This window comes from Nocardia sp. SYP-A9097 (genome assembly GCF_009649815.1).
GTDB lineage: Bacteria > Actinomycetota > Actinomycetes > Mycobacteriales > Mycobacteriaceae > Nocardia.
The window spans coordinates 84133-104365 of the sequence record NZ_WJIC01000026.1; the positions used below are offsets into that span (position 1 = coordinate 84133).

The 20233-nt window shown below is 64.4% G+C and carries 22 protein-coding genes; 10 read left to right on the forward strand and 12 right to left on the reverse strand.

All coding sequences use genetic code 11. The features are described 5' to 3' along the window. Positions 1 to 62: 62 nt before the first annotated feature. Both GFY24_RS33425 and GFY24_RS33430 read right to left on the reverse strand, forming a co-directional pair. On the reverse strand, positions 63 to 491 hold the full coding sequence (locus tag GFY24_RS33425; protein ID WP_153809105.1) for a hypothetical protein: 429 nt from the start codon (positions 489 to 491) through the stop codon (positions 63 to 65). Between the two features lie 146 nt (positions 492 to 637). Continuing rightward, positions 638 to 1228 (reverse strand): hypothetical protein, encoded by a 591-nt coding sequence (locus GFY24_RS33430; protein ID WP_153809106.1) that lies wholly within the window; start codon positions 1226 to 1228, stop codon positions 638 to 640. Between GFY24_RS33430 and GFY24_RS33435 the strand changes: the two genes are divergently transcribed. From GFY24_RS33435 to GFY24_RS33455, 5 genes are all read left to right on the forward strand, one after another. After that, positions 1215 to 1559 carry a hypothetical protein gene (locus tag GFY24_RS33435; protein WP_153809107.1) on the forward strand — a complete coding sequence of 115 codons (345 nt, stop codon included), beginning with the start codon at positions 1215 to 1217 and terminating at the stop codon, positions 1557 to 1559. The genes GFY24_RS33430 and GFY24_RS33435 overlap by 14 nt on opposite strands. A 34-nt stretch (positions 1560 to 1593) precedes the next feature. Continuing rightward, positions 1594 to 3747: an RNA polymerase recycling motor ATPase HelR gene (gene helR / locus GFY24_RS33440; protein WP_153809139.1), complete on the forward strand. Its 2154-nt coding sequence runs from the start codon at positions 1594 to 1596 to the stop codon at positions 3745 to 3747. 35 nt (positions 3748 to 3782) lie between these two features. Continuing rightward, entirely contained in the window at positions 3783 to 4193 is a 411-nt protein-coding gene (locus GFY24_RS33445) for a hypothetical protein (protein ID WP_153809108.1), read from the forward strand. A gap of 76 nt (positions 4194 to 4269) precedes the next feature. Next, on the forward strand, positions 4270 to 5130 hold the full coding sequence (locus GFY24_RS33450; RefSeq protein WP_153809109.1) for an NBR1-Ig-like domain-containing protein: 861 nt from the start codon (positions 4270 to 4272) through the stop codon (positions 5128 to 5130). A gap of 255 nt (positions 5131 to 5385) precedes the next feature. Continuing rightward, positions 5386 to 6618: a hypothetical protein gene (locus GFY24_RS33455; protein ID WP_153809110.1), complete on the forward strand. Its 1233-nt coding sequence runs from the start codon at positions 5386 to 5388 to the stop codon at positions 6616 to 6618. On the opposite strand, the gene GFY24_RS33460 is transcribed toward GFY24_RS33455, so the two are convergent. Beyond that, positions 6603 to 7157, reverse strand: coding sequence for a hypothetical protein (locus GFY24_RS33460; protein ID WP_153809111.1), 555 nt, complete (start codon positions 7155 to 7157; stop codon positions 6603 to 6605). The genes GFY24_RS33455 and GFY24_RS33460 overlap by 16 nt on opposite strands. A gap of 188 nt (positions 7158 to 7345) precedes the next feature. On the opposite strand from GFY24_RS33460, the gene GFY24_RS33465 reads away from it, so the two are divergent. After that, the gene (locus tag GFY24_RS33465; protein WP_153809112.1) at positions 7346 to 8938 is read left to right on the forward strand and encodes an ATP-binding protein; all 1593 of its coding nucleotides are present in this window, start codon (positions 7346 to 7348) and stop codon (positions 8936 to 8938) included. After that, the gene (locus GFY24_RS33470; RefSeq protein WP_153809113.1) at positions 8931 to 9983 is read left to right on the forward strand and encodes a tetratricopeptide repeat protein; all 1053 of its coding nucleotides are present in this window, start codon (positions 8931 to 8933) and stop codon (positions 9981 to 9983) included. Before GFY24_RS33465 ends, GFY24_RS33470 begins: the two co-directional genes overlap by 8 nt. A 72-nt stretch (positions 9984 to 10055) precedes the next feature. Here GFY24_RS33470 and GFY24_RS33475 read toward each other — a convergent pair whose 3' ends face one another. From GFY24_RS33475 to GFY24_RS33510, 8 genes are all read right to left on the reverse strand, one after another. After that, a complete protein-coding gene (locus tag GFY24_RS33475; protein ID WP_153809114.1) occupies positions 10056 to 11279 on the reverse strand; it encodes a site-specific integrase in 1224 nt (407 codons plus the stop codon). Between the two features lie 84 nt (positions 11280 to 11363). Beyond that, a complete protein-coding gene (locus tag GFY24_RS33480; protein ID WP_153809115.1) occupies positions 11364 to 11603 on the reverse strand; it encodes a hypothetical protein in 240 nt (79 codons plus the stop codon). A 27-nt stretch (positions 11604 to 11630) separates the two neighbouring features. Then, entirely contained in the window at positions 11631 to 12350 is a 720-nt protein-coding gene (locus GFY24_RS33485) for a PIG-L deacetylase family protein (RefSeq protein ID WP_153809116.1), read from the reverse strand. A 79-nt stretch (positions 12351 to 12429) separates the two neighbouring features. Continuing rightward, positions 12430 to 13347: an NAD-dependent epimerase/dehydratase family protein gene (locus GFY24_RS33490; RefSeq protein WP_309231640.1), complete on the reverse strand. Its 918-nt coding sequence runs from the start codon at positions 13345 to 13347 to the stop codon at positions 12430 to 12432. A gap of 4 nt (positions 13348 to 13351) precedes the next feature. Next, positions 13352 to 14239, reverse strand: coding sequence for an SUMF1/EgtB/PvdO family nonheme iron enzyme (locus tag GFY24_RS33495; protein WP_153809117.1), 888 nt, complete (start codon positions 14237 to 14239; stop codon positions 13352 to 13354). Between the two features lies 1 nt (position 14240). Next, entirely contained in the window at positions 14241 to 14519 is a 279-nt protein-coding gene (locus tag GFY24_RS33500; protein ID WP_153809118.1) for a hypothetical protein, read from the reverse strand. Further along, positions 14516 to 15472, reverse strand: a complete 957-nt coding sequence (locus tag GFY24_RS33505) for an NAD-dependent epimerase/dehydratase family protein (protein WP_153809119.1) — start codon at positions 15470 to 15472, stop codon at positions 14516 to 14518. The genes GFY24_RS33500 and GFY24_RS33505 overlap by 4 nt, the downstream gene beginning before the upstream one ends. A gap of 32 nt (positions 15473 to 15504) precedes the next feature. Beyond that, positions 15505 to 16758, reverse strand: coding sequence for a nucleotide sugar dehydrogenase (locus GFY24_RS33510; RefSeq protein WP_194853116.1), 1254 nt, complete (start codon positions 16756 to 16758; stop codon positions 15505 to 15507). 374 nt (positions 16759 to 17132) lie between these two features. On the opposite strand from GFY24_RS33510, the gene GFY24_RS33515 reads away from it, so the two are divergent. From GFY24_RS33515 to GFY24_RS33525, 3 genes are all read left to right on the forward strand, one after another. After that, complete coding sequence (locus GFY24_RS33515; RefSeq protein WP_194853117.1) at positions 17133 to 18467, forward strand: helix-turn-helix domain-containing protein; 1335 nt, start codon at positions 17133 to 17135, stop codon at positions 18465 to 18467. 20 nt (positions 18468 to 18487) lie between these two features. Continuing rightward, positions 18488 to 19384: an aminoglycoside phosphotransferase family protein gene (locus tag GFY24_RS33520; RefSeq protein ID WP_309231641.1), complete on the forward strand. Its 897-nt coding sequence runs from the start codon at positions 18488 to 18490 to the stop codon at positions 19382 to 19384. Positions 19385 to 19460: 76 nt separating this feature from the next. Then, positions 19461 to 19634: a hypothetical protein gene (locus GFY24_RS33525; protein ID WP_153809123.1), complete on the forward strand. Its 174-nt coding sequence runs from the start codon at positions 19461 to 19463 to the stop codon at positions 19632 to 19634. Between the two features lie 147 nt (positions 19635 to 19781). Here GFY24_RS33525 and GFY24_RS33530 read toward each other — a convergent pair. Then, on the reverse strand, positions 19782 to 20233 hold a 452-nt coding region (locus GFY24_RS33530), incomplete at its 5' end, for an IS5 family transposase (protein ID WP_153809124.1).

The following is a 20233-nucleotide window of genomic DNA, read 5'->3' on the forward strand; positions in this document are numbered from 1 at the left end:
GGCGGTGGGCTCCGGGGCGGATGGGCGGTCTTCATGGCGGGAACCCAACACGCACAGGGGTTTCAGGAGCCGGGGTGCGGCGGCATCGGCGGGGTGGGTGGCCAGCCCGGGATGTGTGGCATGGGTGGGGCCTTCGGTATTTCGGGCATGGGTGGCATATCGGGCATTCTCGGGAAGTGGGGTGTGGGCGGGACCTGGATGCCGCCGCCGGTGCCGAAGCGTTGGAATGCCGCCTGACGGGAGGTGCCGAATATCTCGCCGATCTCGGCCCAGGTGCGGCCTTCGTCGCGGGCCTGCTGCACGAGTGAACGCAGGACATCGTCGACCACACTGTCCAGGCTGCGGGCGGCGCGCAGGGCAGCCATGACCGAGGGGGTGGGTGCGCCCTCGGCGGGATGCAGCACCTCGGCGAGGAATTCGGCATTGGTGGACAAGAGTTTTGCCAGGACCGCACGCTCATCGGCGGGATCCCTGTGCTGTGCATCATTCATATGTAAATGCTGCCTTTACGCCAAACCACTTGTCAAGGAATGCTTTACATCACGAATCGGCCCAAAGTTTGCTGCCACGCGGGTAATTCGGGCTCACCACCCGCCATCGATCAGCTTCCCAACCCCGGCGTTGTTTCAGGGTGGGGTCAGTTGGTGATGGCGGGGTCTGCGCAGAAGTGGGATTGGGCGGCGGAGAGGGTGGTGAAACCGGTGCGGGAGAGGTTGGGGGCCTTGGTGATTGCGCACTCGGTGTTGGTGACTTCAGCCGTCAGCAGGGGGATGAGTTTGTCGGAGTCGTAGGTCCAGAAGGTGTAGGTGTGGCCCGGGACGGTGGCTGCGGTGACGGTGTAGCCGTCGGAGGTGGAAGTTATTGTGGCGGTGGTGAATTCGCCTGCGCGGGTGAATTCGGTGCCGGTGGCGTGGTAGACGGCGTATTCGGTTCCGCCGGGGCCGACGGTCAGGGGAATCAGGAGTTCGTCGCGGCCGTCCGCATCGGTGTCGAGGAGCTTCGGACGCGGTGCGTCGGCTTCGACTTTCGACTCCGTAATGGACTGTGCCGCCGTGCCGTCAGGGTTGGTGACCTCGATTGTGAGCGTGCCATTGCGGCCGGTTCCGGTGTGCCGCACGGTGAAGCCGAGTTCGGTGGAGTCGGTGGACTGGAGCGTGCAGTCCGGCTTCGTCGGATCCTTGTCGGTGCACGGCGACAGCGGGCCGGAGGCGGCGATGGTGGCGGTCATCGCGGGAGTCATTATCGCCGGGAGCGTGGCCGCTGGGCTTGCGCTGCTGGTCGACGGGCCGGACGCTTTCGATGCGTCGGTATCGAGACCGCTGACATTGTCGCAACCGGCTACGGTCATGGTGACAGCGAATGCAAAGCAGACCGCGGAGTTTCTCCCCATGGCGGAAGAGCATAGCGCGAGCGTCAAGCGACGATTTTCGCTGTGGTGGTGCCGAATTGGAAATGAAGAAGGGAAGAAGAACAACTCCTTCCCACTCTCAACTTATATCGCACCCGGGGGCTTGCCGCAAGACCCGGGTCATGCCGCAGAATCGCTCATCTACGCCTGAACCTGCGGAAATGAGGAGTTGCGCTTTGGGAGACCTGAGCCCTGTGACCATCGATGCGTTCAACCTGCCGGAGCGTTTGACGGCCAAATCCGACGCTGCACTGATCGCCGAGGACCGCACGCACTTCGCGGCCATCGCGGAGAGCCTCGAGCAGTCCATCGCGGACTTGAACGACCGTCTCGATGCTGTGCGCAAGGCACCTGTCTCATTGGGGCAGGAGGCCGTGGAGCGGGATCAGGAGGTTCGGCAGTTGACCGCGCGCCTGCGCGGGCTGAGCCGCTTCGGCCTGGATCTGTGCCTGGGGCACTTCATCACCGCGGATAATTCCGAGCCGGTGTATGTCGGACGGCTGGGCCTGACGGACGACGCGGGAAATCGACTGCTGGTCGACTGGCGTTCCCCCGCGGCCGAACCGTTCTTCGCCGCGACGCACGGCAATTCGATGGGTTTGGTGCGCCGGCGCAGGTACCGCTGGACGCTGGGCCGGATCAGCGACTACTGGGACGAGGTGTTCACCGCCGACGGGTTCGAGAACGACGCCGCGCTCGACGATCAGTCGGCCTTCATCGCGAGCTTGGGTACCAACCGGTCGGCCCGTATGCGGGATGTGCTCGGCACGATTCAGGCCGATCAGGACGCCATCATCCGTGCGGGATCCAAGGGCTCGCTCGTCGTCGATGGTGGCCCCGGTACCGGTAAAACCGTTGTGGCGCTGCACCGTTCGGCCTATCTGCTGTATGCCGATCCGCGCCTGGGGCATCGCCGGGGCGGAGTGCTGTTCGTCGGCCCGCATCAGCCGTACCTGGCCTATGTCGCCGATATCCTGCCGAATCTCGGCGAGGAGGGCGTGCAATCGTGCACGCTGCGAGACCTCGTCGCCGAGGGCGCGTACGCGGAGATCGAGTCGAATCCGGAGGTGGCTCGCCTGAAATCCGCCGCGGACCTGGTGCGCGCGATCGACAAAGCCGTCGAATTCTACGAGCAGCCGCCCGCCAAGGGCATGACCGTCTCGACCGACTGGGCCGATGTCTGGCTCAGCCCCGACGATTGGGCCGAGGCATTCGAAGCGCCCGAACCCGGCACCCCGCACAATGAGGCGCACGAGCAGATCCGGGAGGTCCTGTTCGCCATCCTCGCGGACAAACACGACAGCGACATTCCGGCCGCAGCGCTGCGAGAGTCATTGCGGCAGAACAGGGAACTGCGCACGGCCCTGAACAATTCCTGGACCCTGATCGAAGCCGCCGACCTGGTCGCCGACCTGTGGTCGGTCCCCGCCTACCTGCGCAATTCCGCACCCTGGCTCACCCCCGAGCAAGTGCGAACCCTGCAACGCGCGGACGCCAAACGCTGGACGGTCTCGGACCTACCGCTCCTGGACGCGGCCCGGCGCCGACTCGGCGATCCGGAAGCGGCCCGCAACAAGCGCCGCAACGAATCCATCATCGCCACCGAACGCGCCCGCATGGCCGATGTCATCAGCGACCTGATCGCCTCCGCAGTCCACGATGACGGCGAAGGTGTGATAACCATGCTCCGACAGCAGGACCTGAAGAACAACCTGGTCGACGAGACCGCCCTCACCATCACCGACCCGGACGTCCTGGCCGGTCCATTCGCACACATCGTCGTCGACGAGGCCCAGGAGCTGACCGACGCGGAATGGCAAATGCTGTTGCAGCGCTGCCCATCCCGCAGCTTCACCATCGTCGGAGACCGCGCCCAGGCCCGCCACGGCTTCACCGAATCCTGGCAGGACCGCCTCGAACGCGTCGGCCTGGACCGCATCACCATCGCCGGCCTCACCGTCAACTACCGCACCCCGGAGGAGGTCATGGCCGAGGCCGAACCAATCATCCGAGCCGCCCTCCCCGACGCCAACGTCCCAACCTCCATCCGCCGCAGCGGAATTCCGGTCCTGCACGCTTCCGTCACGGACCTGAACTCGGTCGTCGAAGGTTGGCTCGCCGACCACACCGAAGGCGAAGGCATAGCCTGCGTAATCGGCGATCCGACATTCCAGCCCCAACCCCGCGTCCGCTCGCTGACCCCCGAGCTGGCGAAGGGCCTCGAATTCGACCTGGTCATCGTCATAGACCCGGAAAAGTTCGGTTCCGGAATTGAAGGGGCAGTCGACCGCTACGTCGCAATGACAAGGGCGACACAGCAACTCGTCATCCTCTCATGACATGATCTCGACAACATCGGCAGCGAGGGGGAGATGTGACCATCGGCATCAGAGTCAGGGATCTTGGCGAATTCGGTGCGTTGCTCAAGACGCAGACCTCGAGCGATCAACACGTACTGGAAAACCACCTCATTACGTCGACCCCCTCCGCTGCCTTGGACTACCCCGATACGTTGATGGGTGTCCCGGATGCTGTCCCCTTCGTGGAGCTGATCGCGGCCACCGGCAGTGCGTTGATGGTGGCGATCAAGACGCTGCCTGACTTTGTCCGATCGCGGCGTACCGATGTCACAGTCACTATCAAGCTGAGCCCGGAAGGCTCCAAGGACGTGGTCATCACAGCCGCGAACGCGGACGATGCGGTTCGCGTCATCGAACTTGCGCTAGCCGCCGAACATAACCCGAGCGCCGCCGACTCGACCACGGACGAACCACGCCCTCGATAAGTCACCAAGGCTGCTTCGGAATTCGCCGGAATCCAGTCATCGTCCCGCCGCCGAACTGCGGTGTTAGCATCCGGCTATGTCCGCAGGCTCTCCTTCGCGCCGGGATCTCGCCGCACTCATGCGATCGACCCGCCGTCGGCACCACGATGCCGATGGCCGTGAACTATGGCCCCTGCTAAGGCTTTACGAGGAGTTGACCCGCTATCGCGACAATGGTCCGGGCGGCGTCGACCCGGACTTGATTCGCGCGGTCGAGACGCTGCACGCCAAGGGGGTAGCCCGCACCCATTGGGCGAAGGCCACGCTGTATCGCGCGGAAGCGCACGACGGGGATCAGACACCCAACCAAGGGCGAGAATTGGTTCAGCTGTACGACGAGCTGTTCAATTCCGGTGCGCCGCATCTGATGCAGTACTGGGAGCAGGTGCGCCTCGCTGCTCCACCGCGTTCGGAACCCTCCCGGTTGCCCGCATTCGGTTACCCGATACCCGGCGATGTCTCCGCCTTCGTTTGCGATGTCACAGTCCCCGACGGGATCATGGTTCCGCCGAACCACCGATTCGAGAAGGTGTGGCGGCTGTATAACGCGGGCACGGTGCCATGGGTCGACCGGTGGCTGATACGGCTGGGCCCGCCAACCGGATTCGGGTTCGTGCGCAGTGCCCCACGTGTCCGCATCGCGGACACCCTGCCCGATGAGACGGTCGATATCTCGGTCCTTGTGACCGCGCCCGCGGTGGAGACCACCCATTGTGAACCGCGCTGGAAGATGGCGGATGCCGCCGGGAATCTCTGCTTTCCGGACGTCCGGTATGGGATAGGGCTTGTCATGAGCGTGGTGGAAGGCGTCGACATCCCGGACATGACAATCCCTGCTGCGGAACGTGTGTCGGCTACGAAGCTGGCGCGACTGCGAGCCGCCCGAGGCCCCGCATAGCTGGTGGCTGCTGCCGGCCCGTTCTACCTAAAGCCAGAATGGGTCCCGGAGCGGTTGACTCACCGTGACACCTGTCGGCACCATCCCCAGGATCACGATGGCAACGAACTCTCAACGTTTGTCCCGTCCCGTCCCGACCTATCCCGCCTCGGCGCGCGGGATGGGTTGTGTAAGTTCGCAGCTCGAGCGTGCGTCCCGCCAGTCGGAGGCAATCGCAGCGGACGGGATACCCGCGGCGGCCACGAGGCTGGGACCATGACCAGCAACACGACGGCAGGGCGGATCCATCGGGTCGCCGATGTGCTGCCGGGCCTCACGCAGCGCGCCAACTGGAGCGCGGTGCGTGCGCTGTTCAGCCAACAGGTGCAGCAGATCGACAGCGGTGGCCGATACGTTCCGGACTCACTGGCGGGGGCGTTCGCCGATGCGCTCGAAAGGGTCTCGCCCAGCTACGCAATGGATTACGGCACCATGTGCCTGCATGCACTGACTGCTCTTGCGGACGAAGAGGGCATGGAGTACCTCGATATCGAACTGTTCCGTAGGTACTACGAGTTCGACATTCTCAGTTCGGCGCCAGCACTGGCGGCGGATCCGAGATGGCGACCGGGCACTGGCGAAGCGATCGTCGAGACCTGCCGCAGACTTCGCGACGTCCATTGCCTGCGAGCGGTCCTCCATCACAAAGGCAGCTCAGGTTTGCTCATCGGATCGATGAATTACGGTCGCTACTACAATGTTCGGGGCAATCGATATGGCGAGCGAGCATCGGATCTGGACCTGATCATCGTGGTCGACACGGCGAGCGACTTGATCGCCCTCGCCGACGCACTGGCCGGTGTGAGGTGCGTGCGGAGTTCGGATGTAGACCGATTCCGGCAGCGCGCCGAGGTGTTCATCGGCGAGCTCGACGACGAGTGCACAGTGTTCAGTCACAAGGTCCGGCTGTGGTCCGACGGTGTTCCGGATCCGATGTTGCCACGCGAAATCGCGGCCCCGGACTACATGCTGAGCATCCATGTGATGACACCGCCGGTGCTGAAGTACGCTTTGGTCGGTTCGACACCGGACCTGCTGCGACCGATCTCGGGTCGCCGAAGGACGTTGCGGGACAACCGCGAGTCGAGAACCGATCGGTGGGATGACGTCTTGGATTTCGCCGGCCGACGAGACCGCGCGGATCTAGACGAGGTCGAAGCCCGCAATGGTTGGCTGCGATCTCCACGTTGCTACTACATAGACGATCAGGACTGCTATTACCCAGGGTTCTTCCAGTCGATGCTCATGCCCGGACCGGAAGTGCTGTGGGACGACCGCGATATCCGGTTCCCGCTCGCCGAGTTCCGGCACAAGCTCGAAGAGCGTCGGCATGATGAGGCGAGCCGTCGTCGACCAGCCATGCTTCGCCTGAGTTTCGCGCATATCCGCCGCGCCGAGTTCGCCCCCAGCGTCATCAGGGCGCTGGACGGACCCTATTCGGGATATTGAATCCAGACCGCGAGCGGTGACAACTCGAACTCGTCACCCTCGCCGTCGGTTCCCCGTGGCTGTCGGTCCCCGATCTCGAAATCGTTGGGCAGGCCCAATTCTCCGCGTGCGGCCAGCACGAACTCCCGCTCGGCGGACCACAGTTGCTCGAAGCGCTCCGACGGCAGGGCCTCGACGGCGTGCACCGCGCGGTCGGCGGCCATCTGCCGGGCGCACCGCACCATCAGGTTCGACGCGCGCACCACGCGCGGCTGCCCGGACACCAAGCGAAGAACGGTCTTGGTCGCCTCCAGCCGTTCCTTGTAGCCCGAGCCCGATTCGTCGAAGATCGGCATCGGGTCGTGCGGCGGCAGCGGCCGCGGCACGACTGACATGTGCGCGCCCGGGCGTTGGACATAGGCGACGTACTCACGAAAGGCATTCAGATAGCTGGTGTACGCCGCCAACCGGATGTCACGCCATTGCGTGTGGTCATCACGTCGCAGAAGCCTGCGCTGAGCTTGGAGCGTGACCCAACCGCCGACCGCAACGCCGATCAATGTCGTTGCCGCAGTGATGAGTACGGTCATCGGGACCCCGCATTCCGCTATATCAGAACCCGGGTCAAGTATCGCATCGACCACCTGCGTCGGAAAGGTCGTCGTAGTCCATCAGTCCGGGCGAATGGTGTTGGCTACCATGAGCGGCGATCCATTGTGTCGAGAGCTGCGCACCATTGGAGGTCGATGTGGCGTCCACCCCGACTGTCGCCGACATCGTGACCCACTATCTCAGCGAGAAGCACCGGGTCACGAAGACGCTCGCGAAAGTCGCGACCGAACTGAAGGCACGGTCGGTCAACACCAGCTCCACCGCGCTCAGTGCGTGGTCCAGAGGGGAGCGGACACCCGATGCGGCAAAAGTGAAGGCATTGCGCCTGACGATGAAATGCGTGTGCGTCGAATTCGGTGATGGGGCCATCAATCACGCGTACAGCACGGCCGCGGCGGCCCGCGCCGTGAAACCGGGTCGCCGAGCCAAAGCGAAACGCAAGTCTCCCTTGGATATTCCGGACAGGGCTCCGCTTCCCATGGATCGGCGATCGGCGAACCTCATCGTGGGCCGTGACGCCGAGGTCGACAAGTTCGCGGCATTCCGAGCGGAGCGCTCCGGGTGTCAGGTGATCAACATCTTCGGGCCGGGCGGCATCGGAAAGTCCGAGGTCTTCCGCAGACTCGTCAGCTTCGGCCGAGGAGCGGGCTCGGTACTCGGCTACGCGGATATCGCGAATCTCCGGGATTCCGAACCGGGACAACCCCATATGGCCGCCGAGATTCTGGGTGCGCTCGCCGCGACCATCGACCGGCCCGAGCTCGATGCCTTCCGCAGCGCACTTCGCGACTACGATCTGGCCGAGGGCGCGGTGCGAAGTGCCGGTGACATCGGGGGTCTCTACGCTCCGACCGGACGGGCTCTCGACGGCGTTCACCTTCCCGATGCGGACGAAGGCGCCTCGCTGGCCTTACGCAAGGTGCTGGCGAGCCGATTCGCTTTCAGCAGCTATCGAGATAACGCGCGCCGGACCCTTGCGGACGCGTTCTGCGATGGATTACGCGCAATCGACGACGCCGGTTGCGGCACAACGACGTTACTGCTGGATACATACGAAGACGTCGGTCATTGGGACGACTGGGTATGCAATGTCGTCGTACCCAGACTGCCAGTACAGGTAGGTCTGGTGATCCTGGGTCGCGACCAACTCGACAACGCCAATGCCGATTGGGTCGAGCATGGTGAAGTTTTTCGTGCCCGGCCGCTGCCCGAGCTCGCTGAAGACGACGCCCTCACTTATCTGCGCCACTATGGGCTCACCGATACCACTGCGCTGCAAGAGGTTCATCGGGTGACCGGCGGATACCCACTGCTGCTGTTTCTGGCGCGGGCCTTGGCGGCGGTATCCGGTGGGTGGGAGGCGATCGGCGAACTGCGGAACGATGTGGACCGTGACGTCATCGCCGGCTGGCTGCTGGATCGCATTTTGAGCAAAGCCACGATTGTGCCCATCCGCGAGACCCTCGTCACCTGTTCGATCGCGCCATGGATCAATCCGGAAATCATCCACGTGTTGACCGGAGCATCCACGTCGGACGCGCGAGTGCTATTCGAGGCGATCAGTTCGCACTCGTTCGTCTCTCGTGGTCGCCGCGGCGTCGTCCTGCACGACAAGATCAGGGAGCTACTTCAGGCGCGATTGCGCGTCTCCGGCGAGATCAGGTTCAACGAGCTCGAGGCCACTCTCACAGCGTATTTCGGCAGGAAGGGTGGAAGCCCGAATGAATGATTCCGAGCTGACCGAGCAACTGGAAAGCTTCATCGAGTTCGTGCGGCGCAAACTCGACGGCAAATCCATGGCGGGCCTGGATGTCTGGGCCGCGCGGTTCGGTGAACTGCGGCAGAGCGGCCAGTACGAACTCTGCCGCCAGCTTGCCCACGCGATTCGGACGACAATCGATCCGAAGGACCACCAGGATGTCGGTGTCGTCCGTTATGCCGAAGGCTGGCTCTATGACCGCATCGGCGAGAAACGAAACGCCATCAAGGCATACACAGCCAGTCTCGTCGCGTTTCGGAAGGCCGAGATTCCGCTCGATTCGACCATCATGTGCCAGATTGGCTCTGTCCACCAGGATCGAGGCGACTGGGAGAAGGCCGGCCTCACGTACCAAGTGGCAATCGCGTGTGCGCGCGACGACCACGATCGCGGGCTCGCACTGAACAATCTCGGCAATCTCGCCGTGCAGAAGGATAACCTTCCGACAGCGGAGGAACACTACCGCGCGGCCCGGGAACTACTGCGCGACATCGACAAAAGGAACTTCGCGGCGGCCACACACGGGCTCGCTATCGTATTACTCGGACTTGAAGAGCCGCAGCAGTCACAAGATATGCATGCCGAGTGCGTCCACTTATTTCAAGCACTCGGCGACTACAGCGGCGTCGCATCCGCCGTCGGTGGCGTTGCCAACGCACAACGATCTGCTAGTCATCCCCGCGAGGCCATCCACAATTACGAACAGGTCTTGCGCATCGACATGAACTGGGCCTTGGACCCCAGTATCGGTGTGCAGACACTGACGAATCTCGCTCTCGCCCACCAGGATCTCGGCGAGTTCGAAACCGCGCTCCAGTATCTGTCCGATGCCATACCCGGATACAACGACCTTGGTGACCGACGTGGTGAAACGTCGGCGTTGGTGAATCTCGTACTGCTACACCAACTGCGTGGCGATCACGCCGCCGCCGAGCAAGCGGCAGCGGATGCGAGAACCGCGGCTGAGCGATACGGATTTCCCGACGAACTGCGTCGTCTGCCGCCCGGAATGTAGTCGGGAGAAGTCAACGGGTGTCGAAGTTTCGGCGGTGAAGGACCATCCGGCGCTATTCCGCAGGTCTCACTGTCACAGGCCGAGTTTGGTTACGGCGTTGTCTTCCAAGGGGTTTGCGGTGCGGATGTAGCCGTGCACGGTGCGGGGGTTGGACCAGCGGCCTTGGCGCATGATTTCGCGGTCGCTGGCTCCGCCGATGGCGGCTTGGGTGGCGAAGCCGGCGCGGAGGGAGTGGCCGGAGAAGAGGTCGGGGTCCAGGCCGGCTCGGGCGGCGTAGCGTTTGACGAGTTCGGCTACGGCGCGGCCGGAGATGGGGGAGTCGGCTATGCCGCCGTGGCGTGAGATGGCGGGGAAGAGGGGGAGGTCGGGGTCGGTGAGGGTGGTGCCGGTGAAGCCGTGGCAGCGGTGGATGCGGGAGTCGGCCGGGTTGGCGGAGAGCCAGGCGGGCAGGGTGGTGAAGTCGGCGATGTGGTTCTCGCGCAGGCGAATCCAGTCGGCGAAGGCGCAGACGGGGCAGGTGTGCGGGCGTTGGCCGCGGGGGAGGGCCACGCGTTGGCCGGTGATGCCGGTGGGGTCGGTTTTGGTGGTGGGGAGTTGGATGAGCAGTAGGGGTTCACCGCTGGTGTGGTCGGTGTCGACGCGCACGTCGGTGATGGCCAGGCCCGCTATTTCGCTGCGGCGCAAGGCTCCCGCGAATCCGACGAGCAGGAGCAGGGTGTCGCGGCGGCGGGCCGGTTCGGTGGGCCAGCCGGGGGCCGGGAGTTCGGCGAGCAACTGATCGAGGGTGTGCAGCAGCACCGGGCGCTTGCGTTTGGGCTGGGTGCGGCGGGTGCGGCGGATACCGCGCAGGGTCAGGCGCACGACATCGGCGCGAGTGGGCGACGGTAGCCCATTGGCGGCGTGCACGGCGGCGAGGGCAGCGGACTTGCGCTCCAAAGTGGCTGCGCTGAAAGCCCATTCACCATTCGGGCGGCGAGCGTCGGCGGCCGCGGCGAGGTACACCGCCACATCCAGGGCGTCGGCGGGCAGCGCCTGGCGCGACTCGGCCACGCACCAGGCCGCCCACGCGATCCAGTCGGTGCGGTAGGCGCGCAACGTGTTCGCGGACTGCGACGCCTCGAGATACCGGCGCAGCGATCCGGCTTGCTCATCGTCGAATCGTTCCCGAACCAGGTGTAATGCGGCGGTATCGACCAGCACACTGCGCACGCCGCGCCGCAATTCGGTGCGCACCGTCTCGGGCACCGCGATCACGGCGCCCCGGTCGGTTGCCTGCGATTCACTGCCAGCGGACATGGAGTCGACCCTACGGCACCGCGTCGCGGGGGCCGGTTCCGGAAACGCCGTGCGCGCCATGGGAGTCGGGCAATTACGGCACTGTCACACCATCGCGGCGCCGGTGATTCCGGCCTCGATAGGGTCGGGCAGGAGGACTCGCAACAGATCGATGGCGGCGGTTTCCAGATCTGACCAGTGCGGGTATTGGGCGAAATAGCGGTGGATCGGACGTGCGCTGATGTATCCGTCGTCGCGTTCGGTGATCTCGAAGACATCGCCTGTGTCCAGCTCGTCGAGCAGTGCCTGCCCGAATGCGTCCCTATAGGGCTGGTTGTGATTCATGTTGAGCTCTAGTTGGCCGGCGGGGGGCTAGGTTCTGGCTCGTAAGCAGTGGTAAGCCTCGGCCCACTGGTGGCCCGATTGGGCCCCTCGGACGGCAGCGAGGCCGCGTAGTGCTTGCTCGGAACGCGTGTGGGGGTGAGAGCGCCATTGGCTCTGGTGCAGGCGAAGTCCGGCGATTTTGCGGTCGAGGTCGGTGTCGGTGAGCGCGAGGAAAAACTCTGGTGCGGTGACCGGTGCCTCGGCGGTCCAGGGGTCGCCAACTTCCTCGTAGATCAGGACGAGGTCGGGTTGTGGCCGGTAGGTGTCGGGCCCAGGCCGGAGGGCGCTGATCGCTGCGGTGCCGAGGGCAGCGTGGTCCTGGTTGTAGCTGGCGGGGTCGGGGATCGCGACCACGGTGGGACGCAGGTTCGCGAGCGCGAGCGGGTGGTCGCCGCGTTCGATGAGGTCGATCAGGTCCGCGCGCGCGATGGTGTCCAGGTGCAGGTTGTAGTGGTCGCCCGGCAGGGCGAGGTGGTGGCCGTCCAGCGGCCAGAATGCTTGCGCGGCGGCCATTTCCTGGCGTCGTTCGTCAGCTGTTGAGTGGCCGGTGGCGGTGAAGTCGGCGATATCGGCGATCGTGCCCCAGAGCACGAATACCTGTCCCCCGTGGTGTTTGACGCGGCTGATCAGGCCGCCGCATCCGATTGCCTCGTCATCAGGGTGCGGGGCGATGATCAGCACACGCTGGCGGCTCCAGTCCACGAGCATCGGTGCCCCTTTCCGGGCAGATCATGCACTGGTCCCCGGCGGGCTGGTCCTGGGTGGTCAGGACCAGCCCGGGGCGGGGTCAGGCGGTGAGTTGCTCGTAGGTGTGGCGGATTCCGTCGGTGATGGTGGTGCTCGCGCTCCAGCCGAGTTCCTTTGTGGCAAGGGCGGAATCGAGCGCGCCGTGTTTCCATTCACCGGCGCGGGCGGGTGCGTGGTTGGCGATGATGGTGGTGCCCGCGGCTTGATTCACTGCGTCCAGGAGCTCAAGCACGCTGGTGCCTTTGCCGGTGCCGATGTTGAGCACCGATTCGGTGCCGGTGTAGGTCGTGGCGGCGAGGAATGCCTGCACGACGTCGGCGACGTACACATAGTCGCGGGTCTGGGTGCCGTCGCCGAAGATCGTCGGAGTCTGTCCGCGGGCGATCAGGCCGCAGAAGATTGCGACGACTCCGGCTTCGCCGTGGGGATCCTGGCGGGGACCGTACGCATTGCCCAATCGAAGCGACAGGTGGTTCGCGCCGTACAGCCGGTTGTTCAGGGACAGGTACTGTTCGGCGCAGTATTTCGAGATCCCGTAGGGTGCTTGGGTTTTGGGGAGTTGTGTTTCGGGTGTGGGCATCGGGACGCCGTCGCCGTACATCGCTCCGCCGGTGGAGGCCATGATGATACGTGCGGACACGGCGCGGGCGGCTTCGATGAGGTTCAGGGTGCCGAGCACGTTGGTTTCGGCGTCGAATCGGGGTTCGGTGACCGAGTGCCGCACACTGATCTGGGCGGCCAAATGGTAGATGACCGAAGGCTTTTCGGCGGTGACGATATCGGTGACGGCGGCGGCGTCGCGGATATCAACCACGTGCAGGGTGACGGTGTCGGGGATGCGGGATTTGTCGCCGCTGGAGAGGTTGTCGATGACGCTGACCTGATGGCCGTCGGCCACCAGGCGGTCCAGGAGGTGTGAGCCGATGAATCCGGCTCCGCCGGTGATGAGTGCGCGCACTGGGTTATCCCCTTTGCTGGTTGTCGGGTCGGGCGTCGGTGGCGCAGCGGAACCCCAGATCGAAGCAGCTGTGCCGTGGGATACAAGCCATGCGTTCGGTGGTGCGGACCTGCCATCTCATGTGTTTCCAGCCCCCGCCGCGCACGACGCGATAGCGGTGGAGCATAGCAGCGGTCAACGCGGGGTCGTAGCGCCTGAACGGGTCGTAACCGCCATAGGAACTCGAGGTCCACTCGCTGACGTTGCCCGCGAGGTCGGCGACACCGAATTCGGAGTCCCCAGCGGGGGAGAACTCGCCGACTTTCGTTGTGGCGGGCAAGGTTCCGTGTAGAGCGTGGCGCTCTGCCCACCAGGTTTTCCATGCGGTGAGGTCCGCGATCGGGCCTGCCCAATGCTCGGCGCTGTTGGCGACGGCCGGATTCCAGCTATTGCCCCACGGGTAGGCGGTCCAGGTTGGGCCGTGGGCGGCGTATTCCCATTCGAACTCGGTCGGTAGGCGTTTGCCGGCCCAGGCGGCGTAGGCGAGGGCGTCGGTGTGATCGACGTGCACGACCGGGTGATCGGGCAACGCGGTGAGCGCGTCGACCCCGGGGGCGGGTTGCCGCCAGCAGATTCCGGGGACGTCCTGCCAGTAGTCGCGGCCGTAGATGAGGCCGAATCCGCGCTGTTCTGCGCCGGTGCGATGCCCCGATTGTTCGGTGAACTCGGCGAATTCGGCGTTGGTCACTGGAAGACGATCGATCCAGAACGTCGGGATGTGTCGGATGTGTTGTGGTGCTTCGTCTTCGAACCAGCTGCGCCCGTAGGGCTGCTGCCGGGCGACCTCGTCCAGGTGGTGCTCGGGTGCCCCGATCTGGACGGTGGCGGAGGGGATTTCGATCATGTCGTGCATCTCAGCCTCCCATCAGCGCGCCGATGAGATGGATCTCGACCACCACGGGTGTGAGCGGGGTGTCGAGTTGCTGCAGGGTGTGGATGTCGATGTTGTTCAAGCACACCAGCGTCCAAGGAGCTAGGCGGCCGGTGGTGGTGAGGATCCGCTCGCGCAGGGTCGGATACTGCTCGGCGAACCAGGTGATCGCCTCCCCGACGGTGGCGGCCTGGCAGCTCAGTTCGGTGATGTTCGCGACCGTCTTCCAGCTGGGCGGAACAACGAAGTTGACCGTGCTCATCGCGGCACCGCCGACATGCTCACCAGTGGCGCCATCCATTCCAGAGTGTGCCGCAGGCCCTCTCGCAAGGGGGTGCTGGCGTGCCAGCCGAGCAAGTTTTCCGCGCGGGTGATATTCGGGCGTCGCACGCTCACTTCGGCGTCGCGGCTGTGCGTGCGCGCGGTTTCGCCGGTTCCGGCGACTTCGATGACCAGGGCGGCGAGTTCGCCGATGGTGATCTCGGTGGGGTCGCCGAGGTTGATCGGCCCGAAACTTTCGTTGTCGAGCATCGCGATCAGGCCGGTGATGAAGTCCGCGATATAGGTGAACGATCGGGTTTGGCGGCCACCGGCGACCGAGAGGGTTTCTCCCCGGAGCGCGGCCGCGCAGAACGAGGACACCACCCGCCCGTCTTCGGGCCACATAGCTGGGCCGAAGACGTTGAACGGGCGCACGATCCCCACGCGGGTGCCTTGGCGTTGGTGTGCCGCGCACGCGGCTTCCAGGACGCGCTTGCTTTCGGTGTAGGCGCTGTAGGGTCCGATCGGATCGCAGTTGCCGCGATAGGTTTCGGGCTGGGGATGCTCGAGGGGGTCGCCGTAGACCTCCGAGGAGGACACACACACGATGCGCGCGTTGGTGCGCGCGGCCATATCCAGCGCGTTCACCGTGCCCACGGTGCCTGCCAAGATGGTGTCGATCGGCATCCGAGTGTTGGCCTTGGGGCTCGCGGGACAGGCCAGGTGCAGGATGTGGGTGACCGTATCGAGGTCGGTGAACGTCGAGGCCGCGGTGATATCGGCTTGGCGCAGTGCGAATTTCGGATGACTGGCCAGATCGTCGAGGTTCGCCAGGTGACCGGTGCTCAGGTTGTCGATCGCGGTCACGGCGTCCCCGCGGTCGAGCAGGGCGCGACAAGCGTGCGAGCCGATGAATCCGGCCCCTCCGGTAACCACAACATGTTTCGGGTTCATGATTCCTCTTCTCTCGTGAACTGGGTTGGGGCTCAGAGACGTTCGATGGTTGGGCCGGGCGGTAACACCGCGCAGGCGTCGAAGACATGGCGGGCGGTCAGGATCAGCTCGTAGTCCAGGCACTGGTGTGCCACCAGCAGTGCGACGATCGCCGCCTCGGCGATGAGTTCTGTGCTCAGATCGAGGTGAACACCGGCCAAATGGGTGGCATAGGGGTCCATGACCTGCACCTGTGCACCCTGCTCGCGCAGCAGCTCCACCACTTTCAGGGCGCTGGATTCACGAACGTCGGCGATATCGGGCTTGTAGGTCACTCCGATCACCAGCACCTGTCCGGATCGTTCCAACGCTGTGGGCCGTCGAAGCCGGGCCAGGATGCGTGCGGCGACGACGGCGGGTTGCTCCTGGTTGATTCGGGTCGCGGTCTCGATCAGCGAGGATTCGCGCCCGGCTTTGCGCAGCCGCCAGGACAGATACGCCGCATCCGCAGGCAAGCAATGCCCGCCCGCGCCGATACCCGGCTGAAATGCCATGTATCCGAACGGTTTTGTCGCCGCGAGTGCCAACGCGTCCCATATCGACACCCCCAGCGTGGGCGCGTCGCGGGCGAGTTCGTTGACAAAGGAGATGTTCAGCAGGCGAAAGCTGTTCTCCACCAGCTTGGTGAACTCGGCGGTGCGGATATTGGGGGCCAGCACCACCGTGTCAACCAGGCCCTGCCAGAACGCCGCTGTTGCATCGAGAGAGCGGGGATCGATCCCGGCGACGACTTTCGGGACGCGGGCGATAGCATCGAGTCCTGCTCCGGGGTTGACGCGTTCGGGGGAGTAGCCGAGGTGAAAGTCCTTGCCTGCCCGCAATCCGGAGGATTGCAGGATCGGTTGGACGACCTCTTCGGTAGTGCCGGGGTAGGTGCTCGATTCCAATATCACCGTGCACCCGCGGCGCACATAGGTCGCGAGGGTTTTGCTGGCTGCGTCGATATAGCGCAGATCGGGCTGGTCATCGACGAGCGCGGTGGGAACAGCGATGAGCGCGATATCGAACTCCGCCAGATCATCGGGATCGCAGGTAGGAAGGTAGCGGCCACTGTCGAGCGCTTCGCGTACCCGTTCCGAAGACACATCGCTGACGTAGGAGTCGGCGGCCTTGAGCCGAAGTACACGGTCGGGATCGGTGTCGAACCCGATGACGGTATGTCCGGCGCCCTGGGCCAGCATGGCGACTGGCAAGCCGACGAACCCCTGCCCCACAATTGCGACGCGGACGGAACGATGAGTGTTCACCAGAGCGACTCCTGCCCTTGAATGCGTGGTGGGCCGATCTAGTCGAGGCTGGTGCTGGAACCGGATCGGTGCTCTCACCATCGCCGGATCGATGGCGCGGCCCAATACCCAGCGGAGCTAACCCCAATGGGTATTGCTTTGGCAGGGTGAAGATGTCGCGATTGCGAGTACCGGTCGAGCACTGCGCATATGCTGTGCGCACGGAGTCGGGGGAGGCCGAAAACAAGGCGGCGACAATGGGTGTTCGCGAACGAGTCTGTTACTCGTGTGGCGAGATTGTGCCTGGTGAGATCAGTGGCGCGCTCTGTGGATCGTGTGCGCGCCGCGCCGGGTTCGCCCGCCCTCTTCCGACGGGGTTCTTCGAGCGTCCCGAGATGTGCAAAGCCTTGCAGGACTACGACTTCGGGGCGATCTTCGTTGCCGTACGTGCCAGCACCGGGTTGTCCCAGATGCAGTTGGGTGCGCTGCTGGAGCTCAATCAGTCACGTGTGTCCGACGTCGAGCGTGGGCTGCGCCGACTGACCTCGGTGATGATCGCCGCCCGGATTGCGCGGGTCCTGGGCATTCCCGCACGGCTGCTGGGGTTCACGTCCGATTTGCCCGGTAGCCTGGCGAGCGAGGAGGTGGAGTGGGTGGAGCGACGCGATTTTCTCGTGCTGACCACCGCTGCCGTACTCGGTGCAAGTCTTCGTCCGGAGTTGGAGCGGTTGGGGCATCGGCTGCCGGGGCAGTTCACACCGGTGATCCGCAAGCGCATCGGTAGCGCCGATATCCGCGCGGTCGAGGCGATCACCGATGGGTTCCGTCGCTCGGATCTGGCGTACGGTGCCGGGCTGTGCCACGCGGCGGCGTTGACCGAGCTGCATCAAATCTGTGCGCTTGAGAATGCCGACTGTAGCTCGGACATTCGTACCCGCATGTACATCGCGACTGCGGAGCTGGCGACCATGACCGCGTGGCTGGCCTACGACGCTGCCACCAGCGTAGAAGAGCACAATCACGCTCGCGCGCTGTGGATTTATGCGTTGCGAACCACCTACAAGGGTAAAGACCATCCCCGCAGCACTGATCTATCGGTGAGCATCCTGCTGGATATGGCGCACCAATCCCTGCATCTGAACCACCCCGAAGACGCACTACAGCTGACCCAGCTCGCCGCCTCAACCGCGAACAGTCGCCGGTATCCGGTCAACACCATCACGGCGGGATACACCTCGGCGGTGATGGCGTGGTGCTGGGCAGCACTCGGCGAGGCCGAACCAGCCCATCGCGCGCTTTCACAATCACAGGAGCTGTACGCGACCACCAACCTGGGCAACAACCCACCCTGGGCGTGGTTCGTCAATGATGCCGAAGTCGCAGCGCAACAAGGACATTCGCTGTACCTACTCTCTCTCACCCAGCCTCGGTACGCGCAAGAGGCGGTCGAGCGACTCTCGTCCGCAGTACTGGCGCACACCGACGATCAGGCACGCAGCCGCGCTGTTGTCTTGCCGACCCTCGCTGGGGCGGCGTTCCAAACCGGGGACCTGCCCACCGCACTGCGGTATGGACGTCAAGCCATCAAGGCCGTCGCGGACGTGTCCTCTCAGCGCTGCTTTTCACGGCTCCAAGACCTGGGCGATTTGGCCGCTCGAACCTCCAACCGAAGTGAGGTTGTTGAGTTCAGGCACGATATCCAGACTGTTCTCGCAGATTTGGCCGGCTGAGCGCACCGGGGAACGCTGCTGTGGCCACCGATTCCGTGCTCCCCGGAGCGACCGAACTGCGGGAAGTCTGCTCGCTACTGGGTATCGATAGCGGCAGCGCGCGGCTGCTACATCAACGTTCGAACGCGGTCTATCTGCTGCCGGATGATGAGCTGATCGTACGTATGGCACCGAATACCGACGTCCGCCGCCGACGGGCGGAAACCTCGATCGCCGTCACTCGATGGCTTGACACGATCCGGACTGACATCGCGCTCGCGCCCACGCACGCACCGCAACCCGTCGTCACTGACATTGCGGTAGCGACCTTCTGGCCGTACTGTCCTACCCCAACGCAACCTGGTCCGGACGTGCTCGGCGAGCTTGTACAGCAGCTGCATGGTGTGCTCGTGCCGCCGTTCGCCATGCCGCGCTATCGTCCGCTGGCTCGACTGCGGGAAGCGCTCGCGATCGATGGCGCGCGACGCTCACCGGCACTCGATCCCGTTGAGCGAGCCTGGTTACTGGAGCGGTCCGAGTCAGTGGTCGCCGAGTTCACCGCGACCCGATTTCCGTTGGGGCACGGGTTGATCCATTCCGACGTGCATGCAGAAAATGTGATCCGCCAAGGCGCACAATGGAAGCTCATCGACTGGGACGGGTGCTGTGTAGGCCCACGCGAGCTGGATCTGGTCGCGATGATTCCAGATCACTTTCATCAACCCGACAGCGAGCGGAAACGGTTCGCCGAGGCATATGGCCGTGACTTGTTGGACTGGGCCCAGTGGTCCATGTTGCAGGCGCTCATCGAACTGCACTCACTGGGCTCCTACATCCGCCGAGCACCATCAGCACCGATGGCGGACGCTGAACTGCACCGTCGGTTGCACTCGCTTAGGACTGGTAACCGATCGGTGGTCTGGAATGCCGTTTCTTGACCACCGGCCTCGTCACCGTGCACAGGGGCGAGCAACTCAAGAAAGTGCGGTTTCGGGTATTGGGCAGTGTCGGAACTTGCCGCCCGACTTGGTCACTCCGGTGTTCTCACGCCCCGCTACTTCTGCCAGTACAAGATCTTCGCGTGGGGAGGATGACAGCGGAATGGGCGGCGGCAACGACATCCTCACCGCCCTGGTGAATGCCACCCGCAAGATCGCGGCCGTGCTGAGCGCGGCCGGACTACCGTGAACCTCTGAAACACCAGGGTGGTGACACCCGAGTCGTCACCACCTCGGCCGGTCCGTCGGCGAGTGCATCCAATCCTGCCCGATGCCATCGACGATGCCAGGGCGGCCGGAGCGAATCGGGGCCAGTGAGCACGGCTAAGACCGTGTCTCACGTGGATGATTTCGTTCTCGCCTTCGCGAGCTTCTTGTAGCCGGTCAGTGTCGCAGCCAAGGTGAGAAATGCCAGGTAGTGGGTGGCTTTTCGGTCGTAGCGGATGTTGAGTCGGTGGTAGCCGGTCAGCCAGGAAATCGTTCGTTCGATGACCCAGCGATGCCGGCCCAGGCGCTCGCTCGATTCGACACCCTTGCGGGCGATCCGGACACCGATCCCGCGATCACGGACCCATCGACGCAGTTCGGCGGTGTCGTATGCCTTGTCCGCGTGCAGTTTTCCCGGTTTGCGCCGCCGCGGACCGCGCCGCGACCGCACCGCAGGAATCGCCTTCACCAGCGGTCGCAATGCGGCGGCATCGTTGGTGTTGGCCGCTGAAACTCCCACGGCCACAGGTATTCCCGCCGGGTCGGAGAGCACATGGATTTTGGAGCCGGATTTGCCGCGAT